This is a genomic window from Acetobacter oryzoeni (assembly GCF_004014775.2).
In the GTDB taxonomy this organism is placed as follows: domain Bacteria; phylum Pseudomonadota; class Alphaproteobacteria; order Acetobacterales; family Acetobacteraceae; genus Acetobacter; species Acetobacter oryzoeni.
The window spans coordinates 23,740-43,715 of record NZ_CP042808.1 but is presented as its reverse complement, the minus strand read 5'-3'; the positions used below and the strand labels follow the sequence as shown (position 1 = coordinate 43,715).

Sequence of the window (19,976 nt, the reverse complement as noted above, 5' to 3'; positions counted from 1 at the left end):
ACAGCACCTGCTTGAGATGCGGCGTGTGCCCAGCCTCTTACATGGTCTGCCCTGAACAGGCAAGCCCCTATTTTCAGTAAAAAATCACTTTCATCTCTCTCAACGCTTCAAGAAGCGGCAGAAGAGGGAGCCCCTGAATGGAAAAAGCATCTCCTTCTATATGCGCAAAAAGCTGCAAGCCAGGCCCTTCCAGCCTATAAGCCCCCACAGAAGCCAAGCAAGCAGGGCCTTCTGTTTGCAAATAAGCATCCAGAAAAGGTTCTGAAAACAAACGCATGGTCAAACGCGGCTGATCCACATGCTGCCATACCACCTGACCGTTACGGCACAGCACAACTGCTGTGTGCAGGATATGGGTGTTTCCCCGTAGCGCCAAAAGCTGCTCACGAGCCTGAGCCAGATCCTTGGGCTTGTCATACCATACTGAATCACAGGACAGCATCTGGTCCGCGCCAATAACAAAAGCATCTGGCTGCTGAATAGAAAGCGCCTTGGCCTCGGCCAAACCAAGAGCCACGGCTTCCGGATTCCAGCCTTCACGTTTGCCTGCTGCTTTAAGGATGTCTTCGTTTACATCTGCAATGCGGACTTCAAAATCCAGCCCGACCTCCTCAAGCATTTTGCGCCTAGAAAAAGAACCACTCGCCAAAAGCAGTTTCGAATTTTTGTTCTGTAATGGAGTCGGCATTAGTACTAAATCCTGCATCAATTCGAGTCCCGTTCAGGTACTCGTAAAAAAATGGCCTGTGAGTACTCACCTGAGTACCGGGGTACATGTGGATTGTACGGAACTCATAACTGCGACGTACCGAGTACCGGGCACAACCCTCTAAAACGATAAACCGGTGAGTTGTACACAGCCCCGTACGGGTACTTTCTGGATAACTTTAAAAAGTCCTTGTTTTCCAATACCCTAAAATCTGTACACAGTGTGGGAAAGCTGGGGTACATTTTTGGAATACCGGGTACCCCACCATTCACAGTACTTTTAAACAACTACAAACCTATTTCTTTCTTTTTTTATAGGAAGAGGGGCGTGGACAGCGTGAACAAAGACGTGGCAGGACATCGAAGCATGATGACAGACCAACATATTCCCTCCGCCAAACGGCTTTTAAGAACACTCAATGGTGAAGCCCTGTGGCCGCCTCCAATGTGGCTGATGCGTCAGGCTGGTCGCTTTCTGCCAGAATTTCGGGCCATGCGTGCCAAGGCAGATTTTCTGACCCGGTGCATGACGCCGGATATTGCAACAGAACTGACATTGCAGCCGATCAAACGCTTTGGAATGGACGGCGCCATTCTATTCTCTGATATTTTGATTTTGCCTTGGGCAATGGGGCAATCCCTGGAGTTTGTAGAAGGCAAAGGCCCTGTATTAGGGGCTATTCGTTCTGAACAGGATCTGGCTAAGTTAGATCCGGCACGTATTGCCGAAGTTACAGCGCCTGTTTTGGAAACGCTGACACGCTTGCGTAAAGAATTGAATGGCCCAGATAAAATTGGTGTTGCACAGCCAGGGGCAACCACTCTGCTAGGGTTTACGGGCGCACCCTTTACGGTTGCCTGTTACATGGTTGAGGGGCACGGATCTCGCGAGTTTGCCGTTACCCGGCAGATGGCTTACGCAGAACCGGTTTTGTTTGATCGGTTAATGGATTTACTGACGCAAACAACAGCAGAATATCTTTGCAAACAGATTGAAGCTGGTGCTGAAGCCGTCATGCTGTTTGATTCATGGGCAGGCCTGTTATCTCCATCAGAATTTCGCAAACACGTTATTGCGCCATCTCGCCAAATTGTTCAGACCATTAAAGCCCGGCATCCTTCTACACGTATTATCGGGTTTCCGCGTTTAAGTGGTGTATTGGTTGCTGAATACGCACGAGAAACCGGTGTAGATGTTGTGGCGTTGGATACGGGCGCAGATATAAAAATTGTGCGTTCCATGGTACCTGAACATATCGGTATCCAGGGCAATCTGGATCCGGTTGCTGTATTGGCGGGCGGGGATGCCATGAAGCGTGAAGCTCTGGCTATTCGTGAAGCTGGCCGAGGGCGCGCACATGTTTTCAATTTAGGGCATGGCGTTTTACCTCAAACGCCTGTTGAACATGTTGCTGAACTGGTAAGCACGATCAGGGAAACGGCATGATGGTAGAACAACCATTGGTTCTTTCCCCCAAAGGGCATCTTAAGCTTATTATTTTTGATTGCGATGGCGTTCTGGTTGATAGTGAAGAAACATGCTGTCGCATCAGTGCGGAAGAAGCTCGGCGTGTTGGTATGAATGTGCCGGATGATCAGGCAGTAAAAGTATTTTCCGGCATGGCATTGCCGGGAATACAACACATGATTGAAAAAGAAACTGGTGTCCAGTTGGGAAAAGACTGGGCAAGCATGATGCAAAAACGCTTTGTGGCTGCGATGAAGAATGGTGTTGAGCCTATTGAGGGCGTTTATGATATGCTCAACAATATTCGAAAACTTGGTGTTCCTGTAAGGGTTGCATCCAATTCCTCTCAAGAAGAAATGGACGCAAAGTTTTCCATCACAAATCTTGAACACTTTTTTGAAAACCGTATTCACTCTGCACGAGATATGGGCATTCCAAAGCCTAAGCCCGATGTCTATTTAAAAGCTGCAGAAGAAGAAGGTGTTTCTCCTTCAGAATGTCTTGTGCTGGAAGACAGTGATACAGGAGCACGTGCAGCCGTTGATGCTGGCATGACTTGCGTTATGCTAAGAGCAGATGAGAAACCCATTCCTGAATGGAAAAATATTTTAAGAATTAATAGCCTCTCACAATTTGCACCATTGGTTCAAAAAGCTTTGCAACTGCAAGGGCACTGATAATGGTTATAGATGCTCTTTTGCCGTGGTTGCGTTGGCTGATAGCGTTTCACATCATGTCTGTTATGGCATGGATGGCAGGGTTATTTTATCTGCCACGGTTATTTGTTTATCATTGTCAGGTTGCGGTTGGATCTCAGGAAAGTCAGCGTTTCAAAATTATGGAACGCCGGCTTCTTAAAGCAATTATGACACCTGCTATGTGTGCTAGCCTATTTTTTGGCGTGCTTCTTGTGCTGACACCAGGAGGTGTAGATTGGCATGCAGGGTGGTGGCATACAAAACTTACCGCTGTATTCTGTATGTTTGCTTTTCATGGATGCTGTGCGCGTTGGTGTAAAGATTTTGCGGCTGACCGCAATAACCATTCAGAAAAGTTTTATCGGATTGCCAATGAAGTGCCGACCATCTTGATGATGGTTATTGTTATTATGGTTGTTGTAAGACCATTTTAAAAAAAGTCCCTGTGCAACAGGGACTTTTCTATTTCTAGATCATGTTTTTAATACGTAAAAGACCAAATGCAGCCAGACTGACCATACAGGTTATCTCATTTTTTCGTATCATGTCTTCTACTTCCGAAAGCAGGAAGGTATGGCATGACATCCCTTGTTCTGTATCTTCTAGCTGGCGTTCTCCCTGAGTTAACCCTGTAGCCAAATACACGTGACCTTTCTGGGTGGAATATCCAGCACCCTGATAAACAATGCCTGCATGCTGTAGTGATTGGGCACGTAATCCTGTTTCTTCCCGTAGCTCACCTGCGGCAACTTCCTCCATTTTGGCATCTGGTCGTGCTTCCCACATACCCATTGGCAGTTCCCACAACCGTTTTTTAATTGGGTAGCGATATTGATTGACCAGAGTAACAGTTGGGCGGCCATCAGCAGATGTACCTAAAGGAAGGATCACAACAAAATCCCCCCGTTCCACAATGCCGTAGAGACCATCGTTACCATTGGGTAGCCGGATAATGTCTTCTCGCACACGGGTCCATGGGTTTTCATAAGCGATACGAGTGGAAACGGTGATGTAACCTTCATCATCTGGTGCAGACATATTCATGTGGGGTTCCTAAGTTTTGCTTTGCATTACCCTATCATATGCGAGCAAATTGGTACGGATTCTGATTATGCAACACCATGGCCATGAAGGAATGTAATGAACGGAAATAATGACATCGAAGGAGCTTCAGAGCCTGTAGGAAAAACACTATGGTCTATCTTTGCCATCGTAGTTTTTACTTTGCTGTGTTATATAGAAATCGGTTTGCAAATGGCTGTTGTGCCGTTGTTCGTAAAAGAACAACTGGGGTTTAGTTCTGCAATCGCAGGGTTTGCTGTTTCCGTTCAGTATCTGGCTACATTTGTCTCCCGTATTGGAGCAGGGCATCGGATAGATACGCGTGGGCCTAAAAAAGTTGTTATTGCTGGGCTTTTTCTGGGTGCGCTTTCTGGTTTGTTTATCATGCTTGCACCTTCCCTAGTGGCATGGCCTGTAGGGGCTTTAGCTGTTGTTTTATTAGGCCGTATTTTTTTAGGTATTTCTGAAAGCTGGGTAGCAACAGGTGTTATTGTCTGGAACATCGAAAGAGTAGGTACACCCGGGACTGCTCGTGTGATCTCTTGGAATGGTGTTTGTTCTTACGGGGGCATTGCGTTAGGGGCACCTATCGCAATGATAATTTACCAGTCTCATGCTGCGCTGGGTGGTTTTCTGGGCATAGGTTTGTGTTGCATGCTTATGCTGCTTTCAGGGGTGCCATGGGCGTGGTATCAGCTAGCAGTTAAACCGCTTTCACCTACACCGGGTAAACGCCATTCCTTTATGACAGTTTTTGGCCAGGTTGCACCGTATGGCATGGCTTTGGCTGCAGGTTCTATTGGGTTTGGTGCCATTTCATCTTTGCTGACATTGTATTTTGCTGACCAGAATTGGAAAGGTGCTGCAACAGCACTCTCTATTTTTGGATGTGTTTTTGTTTTGACACGTTTTGGTTTTACCACTCAGATAACAAAGCGTGGTGGCACAGTTGTTGCATTGGTTTCCTTACTTATAGAAAGTTTGGGCTTATGTGTATTGGCTATGGGGCATTCACCTATTTGGGCAAACATAGGGGCCGCGCTAACGGGTGTCGGTTTTTCACTTTTATTTCCAGCTTTGGGGGTAGGGGCTGTGGCCCATACCAAGCCAGAAAATAAAGGGATTGCCATAGGCGCTTTTTCTGTTTTTCTTGATATAGCTCTTGGCTTATCTGGGCCTGTTTTAGGGTTTATTATCCCGTATTGGGGGTATCAGGGATTGTTTTTGACAACAGCACTTATGAGCCTTTTAGGTGTGGGAATATGTGCTTTTGTTTATCGTAAGGAAAATGGATAATTCCATTTTACCGTAACAGACAGATACTTAAAACTTTAGAAACTGATTTGGAGGGACATAAATAATGACAATTGATGTGCGTGCAGTCGCTGTATTCTGTGGTTCCCGTATGGGTGTTAAGCCTGTGTATCAGCAGGCAGCGCAGGAAACAGGGAAAGAATTGGCCAAAGCAGGAATCCGTCTGGTTTATGGCGGCGGTGCAAATGGTTTGATGGGCGTTGTGGCCCATGCCGTTATTCAGGCAGGTGGAAGCGTTACGGGTGTTATTCCAGAGTTTCTGAAAACCCGAGAAAAGATGAATGAAGAAGTTTCAGAGCTGATTGTTACGGATTCCATGCATACCCGTAAGCAAATTATGTTTTCACGGGCCGATGCTTTTTGGGTTTTGCCCGGTGGCTTTGGAACGTTTGAGGAGCTTTTGGAAATTCTGACGTGGAAGCAGCTTAAGCGCCACGATAAGCCCATCGTGCTTATTAACGTAGATGGGTGGGGAGATAAGGTTGTAGCTATGCTTGATGAGGCTGTGAAACAGGGTTTTGCCTCAGTAGATGCAAGATCTCTGCTAAGTGTTGTGCCTAATGCAGCAGCCGCTCTTGAATGCTCTCGTGTTACGGAGCCAGCAGAAGCATTGGGTATGGATGTGATGTAAAATAAGGCGTGCAAGAGTAGGAAGTCTCATTTCTACTCTTGCCTCTTAGGCCAGAGCGCTGTATAGGCAGCGTGTAATCGGAGTGTAGCTCAGCCTGGTAGAGCACTGTGTTCGGGACGCAGGGGCCGGAAGTTCGAATCTTCTCACTCCGACCAGATTTTTCCTTAAAAATATATTGTTATGTAATATCTGTGCAGAATATGCATGGCATAAAAAAACTTCTGCCCGGGATGGATTCCAAGCAGAAGCATTTTTTATAAATTATGTTGTGATATTAAGCACTTTTAACAGCATAAGACTGCACGTCTGATGCATTTGGATGCTGAAAGTTCTGCAAGGTGTCTTCCAGAGAAGGCCCAATGAGCAAAGAATCCCAGCGGTGCATTTCCGTCTTTTTGGCTGCAAGGGCAGCGTGATTGATCTCTTCCAGCTTTATGGCGGCATAAGAACCTAAACCAATGCTAGCCAAGAAAGCTGCCAGACCGATCAAACCAGGACCAGAAAATACATAATCATTCCAACGTGCTGTTTCAGGCAGCATCTGCCACAAATAAATAGAAAACGGCGTGTTATCTACAAAATCAGACTGATTGACGATTAAACCAGAATGAAAAATAGAAAACTTAAGCCCGCATGCAATAAAAATAAAAGTGGAGCAGATGGCCAGGCTAAGGGCAGCAAGCCACAGGGAAACAAAAGTTGCTTTTTTCCATGCCATGAGTCCGGCCTCCTAATTTGGGGTGTTAGGGGGCAAAGCAGAAGATAATTCCTCTTCGCTTCCTCCAATGATTAAAATGTATATCAGGAATGCAAAAAACGCAACATCAATCTGATCTTTTATCCTAGCTGATGAAGCGAAAAAGCAGTGGCAAACTGTCTTTTAATGCCCATGTAATAGTTAGAAGAAAGACATATTACGGTATTATACCGTGTAAGCAGTATCCAAGGTTAAGTGCAAAGGGCACCGATGTTATGTGGACTGCAATATCCAAAAAAATAGGGCTGGCGACCCTTTTGGTATGCGGGCTTAGCGTTCCTGTATTTTCAGCACATGCTCACCCCGGGCCAGGCGGTGGTGGCTTTGGTCACGGTGGCTTTGGCGGCCCTGGCAGTGGTTTTGGGCATGGAGGCCCAGGCGGTGGCTTCGGTGGTCCTGGAGGAGGTTTTCCTCATGGTGGCTTTGGTGGCCCACGTGGAGGACCTGGCGGCCCCGATGGTTGGGGCGGAGGCCCTTGGCGTGGTGGCGGCTGGGGGCCGCGATGGGGCGGTGGTTGGTATGGCGGCTGGGGTGGTGGCCCATGGGGCTGGGGTTACCCATATTATGGTTGGGGCTATGGAGGCCCATGGGGCTACCCTTACTGGGGCGGTGGCTGGGGCTGGGGAGCACCATTTATGTTCGGCTCAGTGCTCGGTCTAGCGATTGGAAGCGCCGCTGCATCCGAATATAATTCGGCACCACAGCAGAGTATTTATGCACCACCATCCTATTATTATAATGGCGCCCAACAGGGAGGAAGCACGCCTTCTTATCCACCGCCCCCAAGTTATGGGAATGATACGGATTCATCTTCTGTGGTCAGATGCAGTGCCGGGAAATTTTTTAATACCCGCACAGAAAGTTGTGACACAAAATAAGTAACAGAAGCTGAGCGCTGTAACGCGAGAATCCGTATCAGAATAGTTTAGGCGTGGCGTGGAAAGTTGGCACCCTCTAGGCGGAGCAGCCACGCCTTATCATCCACACCACCATCGCCAGAATATCCTCCAAGGTTGGAAGTCCCCATAACGCGATGGCAGGGGATGAGAATAGGAATTGGATTTCTCCCGACAGCCTGTCCAACAGACTGAGGGCTGCCTCCAATTTTTTTGGCGAGTTCTCCGTATGTGGTGGTTTCGCCTACAGGGATTTCCTGCAATGCCACCCAAATTTTCTTCTGATAAGCTGTTCCATATGGATCTAGCGGAAACGGGAAAGCACCTACGGCCTGAGGATCATCAAACCAATTATCCAACCATTCCCGCGCCCGACAGAGTAGGGGCGTTTCGGTTTGATCTCGGCCCCATCCCCAATCTAGAGAGATAATTTTTCCGTCTTCCTCAGATAGAGTTATTGGCCCTAAAGGGGAGTGCAGCGAAAGTTGGGGCATGAAAAAATAACCTTACTTTTGTTCAAAATCTTTTGGTGTTCTGTAAACCGGATAAGGGCAAGGGGGAGGCTATCATTTTTTAACCCTACGTTTGCATGAAAAACTGCATTAGAAGCAGCAAGAAGAAACAGGCATACGATAACGGGAAGGATGGCCGCGTTGGGGTATCAGGCTGAAGATACAATCTTTGCGCTTTCAACAGGAATAGAGCGTGCGGCAATAGCCGTTTTACGTGTGAGTGGAGCAGGCAGCCGAGACATTCTTTTGCAGGTTTGCGGCAAAGTGCCAGACGCGCGTAAGGCTGTTCTTTGTAAAATCTGGAACAATGCTTCTGCTCAAGATGATTTGCTGGATGAGGCGTTGGTTCTTTGGTTTCCCGGACCGCGAAGTTATACGGGGGAAGATGGGTTTGAACTGCATCTGCATGCAGGGCCTGCTATTATTCGTGCTGTTTCCGAAGCGTTGGTGAATGCGGGGGCACGTCCTGCAGAACCAGGTGAGTTTACACGGCGTGCGTTTGTAAATGGCCGTATGGATCTGGTTGAAGCCGAAGGTATTGCCGATCTGGTTGCCGCTGAAACTGACGGGCAAAGAAAGCTGGCCTTGGCGCAAGCTGATGGTGCATTAAGCCACTTGTATTCAGGTTGGTCTGAGCGCCTCAAAAAGATTCTTGCTTTTCAGGAAGCCCTTATAGATTTCCCAGATGAAGATTTACCGCCTGAAGTGGAAGACGGAATCAATCAGGAAATTCAAAAACTGCAGTCTGAAATGCAACAACATATTGCTGATGGTGAGCACGGTGAGCGGATACGGCAAGGGGTTGTGTTTGCTATTATAGGCCCGCCAAACGCAGGCAAAAGCAGTTTGTTAAATTGGCTTACGGGTAGGGACACAGCTATTGTGTCTTCCAAGGCAGGCACAACGCGTGATGCCTTGGAAGTAGCCTGCATTCTTGCTGGCATAAAAGTAACGTTTGTTGATACTGCCGGGCTGCGAGAAACAGATGATGAGATTGAAGCTGAAGGTGTGCGGCGCGCATTGTTTCACGTGAAACAGGCAGACTGTGTGTTACAGATGTTCCCGGCGAATGAACCTCCTGATGATGTATTTCCTGGTGCTGTTTTGATAGGCAATAAGGCTGATATTGGAGAAATTCCAAAAAACATTCAGGACAAGCCTGTTCTTGCAATCAGTTTAAAAACAGGAATTGGGCTCCCGGAATTGTATGCTTTCCTGAAAAGGAAAGTTGAGGAGCTTACAGCAGCCTCTACATCCGGGGCGCCGCTTCTTACACGTGCACGGCATAAGGCCGGTGTGCAGGAGGCTGCACAATGCCTTCAGGCGGCATGGCAGCAGGATTGGCCAGAACTGCGTGGTGAAGAGTTGCGGTTAGCTATGCGGGCCTTGGGGCGGCTAACGGGCCATGTTGGTGTGGAAGATCTGCTGGATACGATATTCGGCCAATTTTGTATTGGAAAGTAAGGTGTGCAGGAAGGGCAGGCAATGAACAAGGCTTACGATGTTATTGTAGTAGGAGGTGGCCACGCTGGATGTGAGGCAGCTGCCGCTGCTGCGCGTTGTGGTGCCAAAACGCTTTTGTTGACGCACCATAAAAATACAGTTGGCGCTATGTCCTGTAACCCTGCCATAGGCGGTATTGGGAAAGGGCACTTGGTGCGTGAAATTGATGCGCTGGATGGCGTTATGGCGCGTGCTGCAGATCGCGCCGGCATTCATTTTAAATTACTCAATCGGTCTAAGGGGCCAGCGGTGCAGGGGCCCAGAGCTCAGGCAGATCGTCTTTTATATCGTCAGGCTGTGCAGGATATTCTGGCAAACACAGAAGGGCTGGATATTGAGGAAGGCGCTGTAACGGATTTGATTTGTGATGATCAAAACCGTGTTGCTGGTGTTGCTTGTGAAGATGGACGCCAATGGGCTGCTGGCGCTGTTGTGTTAACCACAGGTACGTTCCTGGATGGAGTTATTCATATCGGGCATAAAAGCCAACCAGCAGGACGAATTGGAGAACAACCTTCGGTTGCATTGGCGTCGCGGTTAAAAAATCTTGGCCTGCGCATTGCGCGTTTAAAAACAGGAACCCCGGCACGCCTCAAGCGTGATACGATTGATTGGGCATCGCTTGCTGTTGATAGGGGGGACGCATCCCCTGAGCCGTTTAGCCGACTAACGGAAATCATCACAAACCCACAGATGGTGTGTGGCATAACGGCAACAGTTCCAAAAACCCACGATATTATCAGAGAGCATTTACATCTTTCAGCCGTATATGGCGGGGCCATTTCGGGCCGAGGCCCACGGTATTGCCCGTCTATTGAAGATAAGGTTGTGCGGTTTTCTGAAAAAACAGGGCATCAGATTTTTCTAGAACCAGAAGCTCTTCCTGAACACGAAGGGGGAGATCTGGTTTATCCCAATGGTATTTCTACCAGCCTGCCAGCAGATGTGCAGGATGCCATGATCCACTCCATTCCTGGTTTGGAGAAGGCTGTTATTGCGCAATATGGCTACGCTGTAGAATATGATTATGTTGATCCACGTGAATTGACGGTTTCTTTAGAGCTTAAAAAGTGTCCTAATTTATTCTTGGCCGGCCAGATTAATGGCACCACGGGTTATGAAGAGGCTGGAGCACAAGGTCTTCTTGCTGGTGTAAATGCAGCAAGAAGGGCAGGAGGGCAGCAAGCTGTCAGCCTTGATCGTGGTAAAGCTTATTTGGGCGTTATGATTGATGATTTAACGACGCAAGGGGTGAGCGAACCCTACCGTATGTTTACATCACGCGCTGAATACCGTCTGACATTGCGGGCCGATAATGCGGATGTGCGTTTAACTCCCATGGGATTGGAGTGGGGGTGCATAGGCGCGGAAAGGCGTGCAGTCTTTGAGCGGGATATGCACGAGATAGACCAGTTGACCCAAAAAGCAGAATCAGAAAGCTGGCCCCCACAGGCGCTTGCTCAAGCTGGTATTAAAGTGGCTCAAGATGGCCGCCGCCGGAACCTGCTGGAGATAATGGGGCAGGCGGCTCATGAAGATGCCATAGAATCTTTAGCGCCTTGGGTGCAGGAGTATTCCGAGCGTGCACGTAACTATGTGAGAACAGAAGCACGCTATAGCGGTTATCTGGTTCGGCAAAAGCGTGAGATCAAACAGCTTGAGGCGGAAACTGAAATTCGTTTTCCTCAGGATATGGACTTCAGAAAAATAGGTGGCCTGAGTGCTGAAATGCAGGAAAGGCTAGAGCAGGCACGGCCTGAAAACTTTGGTGCCGCACAACGCATACCGGGCATAACGCCTTCTGCCCTTATGGCTGTTCTGGCTTACCTCAAGAAAGGGCAGCACCATGCACAAGTGGCCTGAGGGTGTTCATGTTTCACGTGAAACAGAAGAAAAGCTTTCTGCATTTGTAAGCCTTCTGGAAAAGTGGAACCCTCGTATCAACCTTGTTTCTTCTAAGGATATTGGGAATGTCTGGAGCAGGCATGTTCTGGATAGTCTTCAGCTTGTTCCTTTGATACAAGGCCAGAGCCGATTTATTGATATGGGCTCTGGGGGAGGCTTTCCTGCCGTTGTGGTGGGGATAGCAACCGGAATACCCGGGGTTTTAATTGAATCGGACCAAAGAAAGGCGGCTTTTTTGCGTGAGGCTGCACGGCTTACCCAAACGGATTTGGAAGTTTTGCCATGCAGGCTTGAAAGTGTAAAAGTTCAGCCCGCACCTGTAGTAACGGCGCGGGCTTTGGCCCCCTTGGTGAAACTTTTGGAGTGGGCACATCCGCTGTTACAGCCAGAAGGAAAAGCTGTTTTTCTTAAGGGGCAACAGGCTGTGCAGGAAATCCAAGAAGCGGAGTTGGTCTGGAAAATGGATGTTCGAACATATCCAAGCCAGACAAGTTCTGATGGTATGATTCTGGAAGTGAGAAATTTTAATCGTGTCTAAGGTTAAGAAAAGCGGGAAAGCCTGCCACGTTTTTGCTGTTGCAAACCAGAAAGGCGGCGTAGGCAAAACCACTACAGCCATTAATCTGGCAGCATCTCTGGCGGCTGATGGTGCTAAAGTTGTACTTCTGGATATGGACCCTCAGGGGAATGCTTCAACGGGGTTGGGGGTTGATTATGATTCCCGCAAAGGTGGTTCTTACGCGCTTCTCATGCATGAAAAAGCCGCAGAAGACCTTTTGCAGCCGACCGAAATTGAAAATCTTTCAGTCATTGCCGCCAATACAGAGCTGGTAGGGGCTGAAATTGAACTGGTAGATGCAGAACACCGAGAAACCAGATTACGCACAGCACTAGAGCCTTTGCGTGAGACCGTAGATTTTGTGATTATAGATTGTCCCCCAAGCTTGGGGTTGCTGACATTGAATTCTTTTGTGGCTGCAGATGGTGTGCTGGCTCCACTACAGTGTGAGTTCTTTGCTTTGGAAGGCTTGGGCCATCTGGTGAAGACAATCGGGCGTGTGCAGAAAAACCTGAACCCAGAGCTGAAAATGGCCGGCATTGTGCTGACCATGTATGACAGACGGAATAATCTGTCTGAACTTGTGGCAGCAGATGCACGAAGCTTCTTTGGTAAAGATGTTCTGGAAACGGTTATCCCACGTAATATCCGTATTTCAGAAGCCCAGAGCCACGGTCAGCCTGTTATGCTGTATGATTCCAGAGCAAGCGGAACAACCGCTTATCAGGCATTGGCAGCAGAAGTCATGAAGAGGACATCGGCATCATGAGTGGTCAGTCGTCACGTAAATCCTCCGCACGTCCCAAGCTTGGTCGTGGGCTGGCTGCTCTGTTGGGTGATGCTGCTCCTGTAGATGAGCCTGCATCTTCCACCAATAAATCGGCTAGCAAGGCTGCACCTACAGCCAGTTCATTGCCGGTTGAGGTTTTGGCGCCAGGTCCATTTCAGCCGCGGCAGGATATGGAACCAGAAGCTTTACAGGAGCTTGCTGAATCCATTCGCGAGCGGGGTATTCTTCAGCCTATTCTGGTAAGACCAGACCCAAATAAAGCCGGGCATTACCAGATTATTGCGGGGGAACGCCGCTGGCGTGCTGCGCAGTTGGCGCAGTGCCATGAAGTGCCTGTGCATGTAAGAAACCTGTCAGAAGCAGATGCCATGGCAGCTGCTCTGGTTGAAAACCTTCAGCGTGCAGATCTAAACCCGGTTGAAGAAGCTGAAGGTTTTAGTCGGTTGATGGAAGAATATAGCTTAACCCAGGATGAACTGGCAAAAGCTATAGGCAAGTCTCGCCCGCATGTTGCCAATACACTGCGTTTGTTGCGTTTGCCTGATGTGGTGCGGCAAGAGCTTAAAAAGGGAACTCTTTCTGCCGGGCATGCACGTGCGTTGCTGGCGCACCCAGACCCTATACAGGCAGCTGCAGAGGTTATTTCTAAAGGGTTGTCTGTCCGCCAAACGGAGGCTTTGGTTCAGAAGGCTCTTGAACAGGCAAAAAATACAAAAGTAGAAACCAAAGAACCTAAAGTTCTGAAGGATCCGGAAATTTCTGCTTTGGAACGAGATTTGGGGACGCGTTTAGGGCTTAAGGTTCAGGTTCATTTTGATGGGCGCAAAGGCGGGTCTCTGCAAATTCATTACAAAAGCCTGGATCAACTTGATGCTGTGCTTGCCATGTTAAAAACCTAAATTTTCTGGCTTGTCTTAGGAACGTAGAGGTGGTAAAAACTGCCTCACTTCAGCAGTTATATGCTGTAAGGGCGCATAGCTCAGTTGGTAGAGCAGCTGACTCTTAATCAGCGGGTCCAAGGTTCGAGCCCTTGTGCGCCCACCAAGCTTTTCCTAGGTTTTTGGTGGTTTTGAGGTGTTAGGCTGAATGGGCAGCCTGACTTTCCGGAGTCAATCCGGAGTCATTTGAAACAGCTAGCTTCATGCTGGCATGGGAGAGGCTTTTTCCCGCCGCTGATTGTTTCCAGCTCTCAAAACCATGACCGCCCCCACCATCCTTTGGCCCTCCCGACCATCCGCGTATCTTTTTGCTGCAATTTCGCGGGTGCAAAAATTTGCCCATGGCGCGGTTCAGGTGCTCATGGGCGCTAGAGATTTTTGACCCCCCACCCCTTATTGGTGTTTTTTCGCAGTTTTCTGCCATTTTTTGTGCATTTGGGGCTGCTTTTGCTCATATTGATCGCCCTTTTTTTGATTTCTTTGATTTTTTTCAAAAAATGTATCGAAAATCTGCGCGTGAGACTGGTGCGGTTACGCCGCCTATCTGCCTGTAAAGATTTACCTACCCCCCTATCAGGCGGCTACCGTAGGTATGCGTTTTTTGCATGCACCCGGAACTGCTACACCTGCCTCTTACTCCACCCCTTACCAAAATGCGGTGTAACAGGTGTAACAGGTGTAACAAGTCAGTTAAGTATATGATTTATAATGGAAAATACGATACACCACGCTGTTACACCTTTTAAAATGAGGTGTAACAGGTGTAACAAACATAAAGCAAACATTAGCAGTTTTCTGCCAATATGCACGCAATAACACGAATATCCATCGTGGTGTTCTTGTTTTGGACACCCTCAAAATGGGCTGTTTTTGTTATGTTGTGAGCGCATGGCTAGAGCCGTTTTGGGCTAAAAATGCTCAAAAATCGGAAAAGAAACCCGCGCGCTGCCCGCGCACACCGCGGCACAACCACACTTACGATGCCGCCGCATCCGCAAGGCAACGATAAACGGAGGTACGGCCTATGCCTAACCGCTTGGCTATCTCTGTGGCGCTGATACCGTTAGCCGCAAGAGCCTGCACCTGTTCTGCCTGACTACGAGCTGTTGGCTTGCGTCCCTTATAGCGTCCCTCGGCTTTAGCTTTGGCTATGCCCTCACGTTGGCGCTCTTTCATAATGTCCCGCTCAAATTCGGCTACAGCAGCCAACATAGTGAGCATCATCTTGCTGGTGGGGCTGGTGGTGTCCAATGTCACGCCGTTCATGGAAAGCACAATCAGGCCGCAGCCTTTGGTTTTGATCTCATCTACCAGCCTCAACAGGTCAGCCGTAGAACGCGCCAGCCTGTCTGGCTTGGTCACTACAAGCACATCACCAGCCCGCAAGTGATCGAGCGCCGCGCTTAATTCTGGCCGGTCTGTGCTGCTACCGCTTATTTGCTCACGAAAGATACGCTCACACCCATTGGCTAACAGGTCACGGGCCTGCGCTTCTAATCCGGCCACCTGATCTGTGGTGCTGGTGCGAGCGTATCCGATTTTCATGTGAGAGTGTTCCTAAATGTGTTCCAATAGGGTTTAGACCCTAGATAGGTATTGTTCCAAAATACAAAAAACAACCCTATTGGAACACAAAAGTGGGCAAAAAGTGTTCCACACCATTTGTTCCAATAGGCCTTGCCCTATTGGAACACCCGAAAGCCATGCACGAAACACATACCGAGAGAAAAGACGTTATAGGAGGATGAACCCAGTCCGAATGAGTCGGAGGGCGCATACCCTCCGGCTAGTGTTCACTCATTGCCAGCAGATAGAGCCAGAATATTACCGGCCACCACATAAAGGCGAATCTGGCCAGCTTGTCCCGGTGGCCGTTCCGGGCGTGAGGTTTTGCCTTGTGTGTCTGGTATCAGCACACCCCGATCTACCAGAACCTTGGTAGCATCTTTCATATTCAGCCCTGCCAGAGCTTCACGCATACCGGACGATGTGAGCATGTAGCACCATCCCCAACGGCCATCCTGTGTTTTAAGCCAACGCCGCCAGCCTGCTTGGTTCTGTATGCGGTATCTCTCAGGTGGGGGCTTACCTTCATCCCATGTGTCTGGCAGTTCCTCCGGGTTTTTATCTACCCAATCAGCAAAGCGGCCAGAGCCATTACGGGCAATAAAATCCCGTAGCTGCTGCACGGCTTGTTCATCTTCCCTCCGGCCGGAGGTGCCACGTGCCCGCAACCAATCACCAAAGCACACCCCTACCAGCACTTCTGCTGTGTCTGTATCCCATCCGGTCAGACCGAAAGAAGTTGCCAGCTCACCGCCTATGGCGATCATGGCAAAGCGCCGTGCAACGGAGCGCACCTGTCCGGAGGATTTAGGCCAGTTTACCAGATATCCGGTTGCTATTGTTTCCAGACGTTCCAGCAGGCGTTCACGTAACGGGCGTATGCCTTCCTGCGTCATGCGTTCTGTTAAGTGTGTGAGGAACGCGCGGAATGGCGTGCCGTAAAACTGGCCGCAAGCATTTGCCAGATGGTCTGCAAATTCCCCTGGACTGTCCAGATGATGGGTGTTTTCAAATAACCCCATTCCGGCACCGGCATCCGCTGGTACGTCACAATAGCGCACTTCCATGCCTGCTTTGGTTGCGCGGCCTGCTTCCCGGTTCACATCACTCAGCGTCGTTTCGCCTGTGGACAGGAACAGGACACGCCACCGCGCTACGGCACGCGCTGCACCTGTGCGGCTAGCTCTTGTTTTGCCTTGGCCGTTGCTCAGCATATAGGCCACATCGCCAATTTCTTTTGGGTCTAGCTGCCCGATTTCATCCAACGGCAACAGGGCATCACAGCTTGCAAGAGCAACACTTTCCAAACCGTTGCTGGTACTACGCCAAGACCGCACATATCCTCTGGCACCAGCTTCTGGCGTGCCACCGCATATGCTGGCAGCAAGCGTCAAGGCGGTAGATTTACCAGCACGCGATGCCCCGAAAAACGAAACGCCGCCGCCTTCCAAACCTAACAAGCCAAGCAAAGGTGCTGCAAACGCAGCAGATGCCGCCAAGACTAACCGCGAATTGCCACGACATAGAAACCCTATGTGCTGTTTCCATTCTTCCGGTGTGCCCGCAACGCCAAATAGGTCTGTTTCCGGGTCTGTTGTTTGCAGCACAACCCTTTCTGATGTGTTGCCATATGTGGCATCTGGCAGAACGTAAGCCGCGCCACCTTTGAGGGTATGCCAGCCAATACGCGGAACAGACCGCGCCCGTTCTGTGCTGGAAATACTTGATAGAAATGCAGCAAAAGCAGCTTTAGCGGCTGGGCCAGCTCCAAGTGTTAAGCCTCCGTCTGCAAGCTGGCTGCGTAATTCTGAACAATCACCCGAAAACAAGCTGCGCGGAAAAGCCCGCTCATGACGTTGATTGTCCCTATCCTGCCACGCCAGCAACAACCCCCATCCCGTACCGTCAGGCCCGCGTGTTTCTGCCAAAACCTCAAGAGGCCCTGCCAGCATCATGTCTGTTTTGCTGCTATCCGCTGCTTTCTTGAACAGACCGTGCGCATCGCAGAAAAACTGGCCGCAAGGCGATTCTACCCGTTTGCCGGAGGGCTTACGCTGGCTGCTTTTTTTACCTTTACCGCTATCAAGGTTCACGACTTTGGCCGAGGTCAGACCGGCCCGCACACTTTCACGGCCCGTTATGGCCTGTGTCTGGTTCATTTCGGAGGACATCGTTCCAGTCTCCATGCTCGATTTCTGGCACGGCAAGGCGGACTGTGCGGCCTTGCTCTGTGAATTGATGGATGGCAGCAGCCAGCGCCTTACGCGCCGCCGGATTTCCGCAATCGTTATCTGCTGCAATGGTAATTTCTTTGATGGTGTCAGGCAGTTTCATGGAGGCCATGTTGCTGAGGCTAACAGCAGCCAACACGCGGAATTCCGGACAGGCAATAGCGCAGGAGAGAGCGGTTTCTATGCCCTCCGCAACAATGGCTACATCACCTGTTGGCGCTAAATCCAACGCCTTGCCGGAAGCACCGCGCCAAAGCCGGATACACCCACCCGCAAAACTACCCAGCACTTTCTTGGGGTTTTGTAGGTCAGCCTTAATCCATATGCCGGAGGGAGATTGCTGTAACCAAGTGCGGTGCACGGCCACCATTTTACCATTAGGCCCGCAGATTGCGGCCAGCATGGCTGGCAAAGGCTTTTGCACCTCCGCACACCAGACAGCAGGCGCGAAACGTAATGCACCCGGCGCTCGGCCTAGCTGGCGAAGATCTATGCCACGGCCTGCCAGATAACTTTCTACTGGTGTACCAGCAATGCCCGCAGGCGTTTCCTGCCAAAGCCGCCGCGCCTTGGCCCGCCTTTGCTGCGCCTCTTTATCGAGTTCAGAAGTTTTCACTTTTTCCAAGATTGGACGCCGCTGGATTGGGGCCATACTGTCCGCTGTATTCAAGCCCAGCCAGTTTTCTGCCCATCGCATAGCATCGCGCCTGTTCCCTCCGTACAAGCAACACGCTACCAAATCCAAAGCGTCACCTTTCTCACCGGAACTAAAATCTGCCCACACGCCTGCACGTGCGCCGTGAAGATGCACTGCTAAGCTTTGGCCTTTTTCACCACCTAGGCTGCCACATCGCCATTCATGCCCGTCACGCTGCCCCGCAGGTAGCAGCTCGATAACAAGCTGCTGAATGCTACGGGCTAGCATCTGGCTTAGGGCACCAGCGCTATGCCGCCGCATGAGGCAGGTCTTCCCATGGAATAGCGATGATCTCGCAATCATCCCCAAAAAATGCACGTTCTCCCAGCAGAGCTACGGTTGCACCATCCATCTGCATGGCCTGATCGAACAGACGCGACCAAGGCAATGCCTCAAGCCATTTTAAGGTTTTTCGTGCGCGGGCATCTGCTTCAAGGTAAAGCCGGAAACGGGTTAATGCTGTAGCTATGGACAGAGAACGGTTCGCGGCTGCTGGTGCATGGCACGCCAGATCATCAAAAGCGCAAAATGCAGTATGCAGATCAAAAATTGGCGTTGCTTCTAACAGAAACCCTGCGAGTTCATCCGATGCAGGAGGCGGGCTAAAATCCCTTGCCGCTTCATGCAGGGAAGCCACATTGCTTTCCCGGTTTGCCGGATAAAGACAATCCGGCGAGGTGTGAACACAGAACGCCGCTGCCACCAGCTCCTGAAAAATCGTAATCTCATGCAGTTTATAATTCTCACCTACATCCCATAGCCGCACCAGATCGGTGCGGCCTTCATAACGCTTGGCGAGTTCTCGCATCTTGGCGTGCGGTATCATGCGGCATCTCCTGCCAGCATGGTGTTTTCAAGGCGAGCAAGAATGATCTTGAGCTTTGCCACACCTCGATCTGTGACAACGACTTGAGACCGTGTTTTAAGCTGGCCATCAGCATCGCGAATGTCACAATATTTGTGAGTTAGATAACCGGCTTTGATTTTATCGGCCTTGGCACTCCAACAACCTTTGCCACCAGGGCGGTATATCCAGCTCAATACCTCAAGTTTACTGAGGAACTGGTTACGGGTTTGCCCGCACAGCTTGGCTGCGTCCGTCAAGGTATGCAATCCGTCCATGCAAGTCAGGCTGTGATATGCCTGTGCTTTAGGCGTCAGCACCCTTACGGCATTTTGGCTGGTGAGAATGGCAGCTTCGGCAACGCCCAAGACATGGCTAATGTCAGGCTGTATGCCAATGCTGTATGTGCCTGTGCGCCGGAGGGCAGGAAGCACCTCCTGCGTGACCCATTTCTTAAAACGTTTGGCGGCTGCTTTGCGACTGGTTAGGACCAGAGAATATATGCCGGATTCGTTGATAGCGGTAACCTCTTGTGGACCGCCAAGGGTGTCCACTAATACCGACCCCCTTTCATCGTTATCCAGCCGAGAGGCCGCATCTCGATGTTTTCTAATGTCCAGAACGGCGCATACGTCAGACAGAACCCACCAAACAACACCATTACGGTTAATGGTGCGGACTGCTTGGCCTTCAAAATCAAAGGCCAAAGGCATTACAGCGGTTTTCATGCTGCACCTCCAAAACGTGTGGTGGCGTCTGCTGTGGAGCGAACAGAGCGAGAAGCCACCCATTTACGGAGGGCCGATAACGTATAGCCTAACCTCCTGTCTGAAATTTTTACAAAGGCAGGGCCGCCTCCATCCCGACGCATGTTTTGTAGTGTCCTGCACGATAAAC

General features: G+C 49.9%; 21 protein-coding genes and 2 tRNA genes. 13 read left to right on the top strand and 10 right to left on the bottom strand.

Features of this window, described 5'->3' with window-relative positions; genetic code table 11:
- Nucleotides 1–73 precede the first annotated feature (73 nt).
- Nucleotides 74–706, bottom strand: a complete 633-nt coding sequence (locus tag EOV40_RS00230) for a Maf family protein (protein ID WP_128104707.1) — start codon at nucleotides 704–706, stop codon at nucleotides 74–76.
- Nucleotides 707–1,075: 369 nt separating this feature from the next.
- On the opposite strand from EOV40_RS00230, the gene hemE reads away from it, so the two are divergent.
- The 3 genes from hemE to hemJ are packed head-to-tail and all read left to right on the top strand — an operon-like array spanning nucleotide 1,076 to nucleotide 3,308.
- Nucleotides 1,076–2,155, top strand: a complete 1,080-nt coding sequence (gene hemE, locus EOV40_RS00225; RefSeq protein ID WP_128104706.1) for a uroporphyrinogen decarboxylase — start codon at nucleotides 1,076–1,078, stop codon at nucleotides 2,153–2,155.
- The gene (locus EOV40_RS00220; protein ID WP_128104705.1) at nucleotides 2,152–2,853 is read left to right on the top strand and encodes an HAD family hydrolase; all 702 of its coding nucleotides are present in this window, start codon (nucleotides 2,152–2,154) and stop codon (nucleotides 2,851–2,853) included. Before hemE ends, EOV40_RS00220 begins: the two co-directional genes overlap by 4 nt.
- A gap of 2 nt (nucleotides 2,854–2,855) precedes the next feature.
- On the top strand, nucleotides 2,856–3,308 hold the full coding sequence (gene hemJ / locus EOV40_RS00215; RefSeq protein WP_128104704.1) for a protoporphyrinogen oxidase HemJ: 453 nt from the start codon (nucleotides 2,856–2,858) through the stop codon (nucleotides 3,306–3,308).
- A gap of 34 nt (nucleotides 3,309–3,342) precedes the next feature.
- Here hemJ and EOV40_RS00210 read toward each other — a convergent pair whose 3' ends face one another.
- Complete coding sequence (locus EOV40_RS00210) at nucleotides 3,343–3,918, bottom strand: NUDIX domain-containing protein (protein WP_128104703.1); 576 nt, start codon at nucleotides 3,916–3,918, stop codon at nucleotides 3,343–3,345.
- 96 nt (nucleotides 3,919–4,014) lie between these two features.
- Here EOV40_RS00210 and EOV40_RS00205 point away from each other — a divergent pair, with 96 nt between their 5' ends.
- The 3 genes from EOV40_RS00205 to EOV40_RS00195 all read left to right on the top strand — a co-directional run bounded on the left by EOV40_RS00205 (nucleotide 4,015) and on the right by EOV40_RS00195 (nucleotide 6,036).
- Nucleotides 4,015–5,232 carry an MFS transporter gene (locus EOV40_RS00205; protein ID WP_128104702.1) on the top strand — a complete coding sequence of 406 codons (1,218 nt, stop codon included), beginning with the start codon at nucleotides 4,015–4,017 and terminating at the stop codon, nucleotides 5,230–5,232.
- Between the two features lie 64 nt (nucleotides 5,233–5,296).
- Nucleotides 5,297–5,881: an LOG family protein gene (locus EOV40_RS00200; RefSeq protein ID WP_050818923.1), complete on the top strand. Its 585-nt coding sequence runs from the start codon at nucleotides 5,297–5,299 to the stop codon at nucleotides 5,879–5,881.
- Between the two features lie 78 nt (nucleotides 5,882–5,959).
- Nucleotides 5,960–6,036, top strand: a tRNA-Pro gene (locus EOV40_RS00195).
- 119 nt (nucleotides 6,037–6,155) lie between these two features.
- Here the strand turns inward: EOV40_RS00195 and EOV40_RS00190 are convergent.
- Nucleotides 6,156–6,599 (bottom strand): hypothetical protein, encoded by a 444-nt coding sequence (locus EOV40_RS00190; RefSeq protein WP_050818922.1) that lies wholly within the window; start codon nucleotides 6,597–6,599, stop codon nucleotides 6,156–6,158.
- A 420-nt stretch (nucleotides 6,600–7,019) separates the two neighbouring features.
- Here EOV40_RS00190 and EOV40_RS15095 point away from each other — a divergent pair, with 420 nt between their 5' ends.
- Nucleotides 7,020–7,298: a hypothetical protein gene (locus EOV40_RS15095; protein ID WP_208729212.1), complete on the top strand. Its 279-nt coding sequence runs from the start codon at nucleotides 7,020–7,022 to the stop codon at nucleotides 7,296–7,298.
- A 265-nt stretch (nucleotides 7,299–7,563) separates the two neighbouring features.
- Here the strand turns inward: EOV40_RS15095 and EOV40_RS00180 are convergent, their stop codons facing one another.
- Nucleotides 7,564–8,028 (bottom strand): methylated-DNA--[protein]-cysteine S-methyltransferase, encoded by a 465-nt coding sequence (locus EOV40_RS00180; protein ID WP_128104700.1) that lies wholly within the window; start codon nucleotides 8,026–8,028, stop codon nucleotides 7,564–7,566.
- A gap of 150 nt (nucleotides 8,029–8,178) precedes the next feature.
- On the opposite strand from EOV40_RS00180, the gene mnmE reads away from it, so the two are divergent.
- From mnmE to EOV40_RS00150, 6 genes are all read left to right on the top strand, one after another.
- Entirely contained in the window at nucleotides 8,179–9,510 is a 1,332-nt protein-coding gene (mnmE, locus tag EOV40_RS00175) for a tRNA uridine-5-carboxymethylaminomethyl(34) synthesis GTPase MnmE (protein WP_128104699.1), read from the top strand.
- 21 nt (nucleotides 9,511–9,531) lie between these two features.
- The gene (gene mnmG / locus EOV40_RS00170; protein ID WP_128104698.1) at nucleotides 9,532–11,412 is read left to right on the top strand and encodes a tRNA uridine-5-carboxymethylaminomethyl(34) synthesis enzyme MnmG; all 1,881 of its coding nucleotides are present in this window, start codon (nucleotides 9,532–9,534) and stop codon (nucleotides 11,410–11,412) included.
- Entirely contained in the window at nucleotides 11,396–11,992 is a 597-nt protein-coding gene (rsmG, locus tag EOV40_RS00165) for a 16S rRNA (guanine(527)-N(7))-methyltransferase RsmG (protein ID WP_128104697.1), read from the top strand. The genes mnmG and rsmG overlap by 17 nt, the downstream gene beginning before the upstream one ends.
- Complete coding sequence (locus EOV40_RS00160) at nucleotides 11,985–12,782, top strand: ParA family protein (RefSeq protein WP_128104696.1); 798 nt, start codon at nucleotides 11,985–11,987, stop codon at nucleotides 12,780–12,782. Before rsmG ends, EOV40_RS00160 begins: the two co-directional genes overlap by 8 nt.
- Nucleotides 12,779–13,702 carry a ParB/RepB/Spo0J family partition protein gene (locus tag EOV40_RS00155; protein ID WP_128104695.1) on the top strand — a complete coding sequence of 308 codons (924 nt, stop codon included), beginning with the start codon at nucleotides 12,779–12,781 and terminating at the stop codon, nucleotides 13,700–13,702. The genes EOV40_RS00160 and EOV40_RS00155 overlap by 4 nt, the downstream gene beginning before the upstream one ends.
- 69 nt (nucleotides 13,703–13,771) lie before the next feature.
- Nucleotides 13,772–13,847: transfer RNA gene (locus tag EOV40_RS00150), tRNA-Lys, on the top strand.
- A gap of 869 nt (nucleotides 13,848–14,716) precedes the next feature.
- On the opposite strand, the gene EOV40_RS00145 is transcribed toward EOV40_RS00150, so the two are convergent.
- The 6 genes from EOV40_RS00145 to EOV40_RS15175 all read right to left on the bottom strand — a co-directional run bounded on the left by EOV40_RS00145 (nucleotide 14,717) and on the right by EOV40_RS15175 (nucleotide 19,950).
- Entirely contained in the window at nucleotides 14,717–15,286 is a 570-nt protein-coding gene (locus tag EOV40_RS00145; protein ID WP_128104694.1) for a recombinase family protein, read from the bottom strand.
- A gap of 248 nt (nucleotides 15,287–15,534) precedes the next feature.
- A complete protein-coding gene (locus EOV40_RS00140; RefSeq protein WP_128106162.1) occupies nucleotides 15,535–17,430 on the bottom strand; it encodes a DUF927 domain-containing protein in 1,896 nt (631 codons plus the stop codon).
- A 4-nt stretch (nucleotides 17,431–17,434) separates the two neighbouring features.
- Nucleotides 17,435–18,496 (bottom strand): DUF7146 domain-containing protein, encoded by a 1,062-nt coding sequence (locus EOV40_RS00135; protein ID WP_208729210.1) that lies wholly within the window; start codon nucleotides 18,494–18,496, stop codon nucleotides 17,435–17,437.
- The gene (locus tag EOV40_RS00130) at nucleotides 18,483–19,061 is read right to left on the bottom strand and encodes a hypothetical protein (protein WP_128104693.1); all 579 of its coding nucleotides are present in this window, start codon (nucleotides 19,059–19,061) and stop codon (nucleotides 18,483–18,485) included. The genes EOV40_RS00135 and EOV40_RS00130 overlap by 14 nt, the downstream gene beginning before the upstream one ends.
- Entirely contained in the window at nucleotides 19,058–19,807 is a 750-nt protein-coding gene (locus EOV40_RS00125) for a phage antirepressor (RefSeq protein WP_128104692.1), read from the bottom strand. Before EOV40_RS00125 ends, EOV40_RS00130 begins: the two co-directional genes overlap by 4 nt.
- Entirely contained in the window at nucleotides 19,804–19,950 is a 147-nt protein-coding gene (locus EOV40_RS15175) for a hypothetical protein (RefSeq protein ID WP_244296939.1), read from the bottom strand. Before EOV40_RS15175 ends, EOV40_RS00125 begins: the two co-directional genes overlap by 4 nt.
- Between the last annotated feature and the right edge of the window lie 26 nt (nucleotides 19,951–19,976).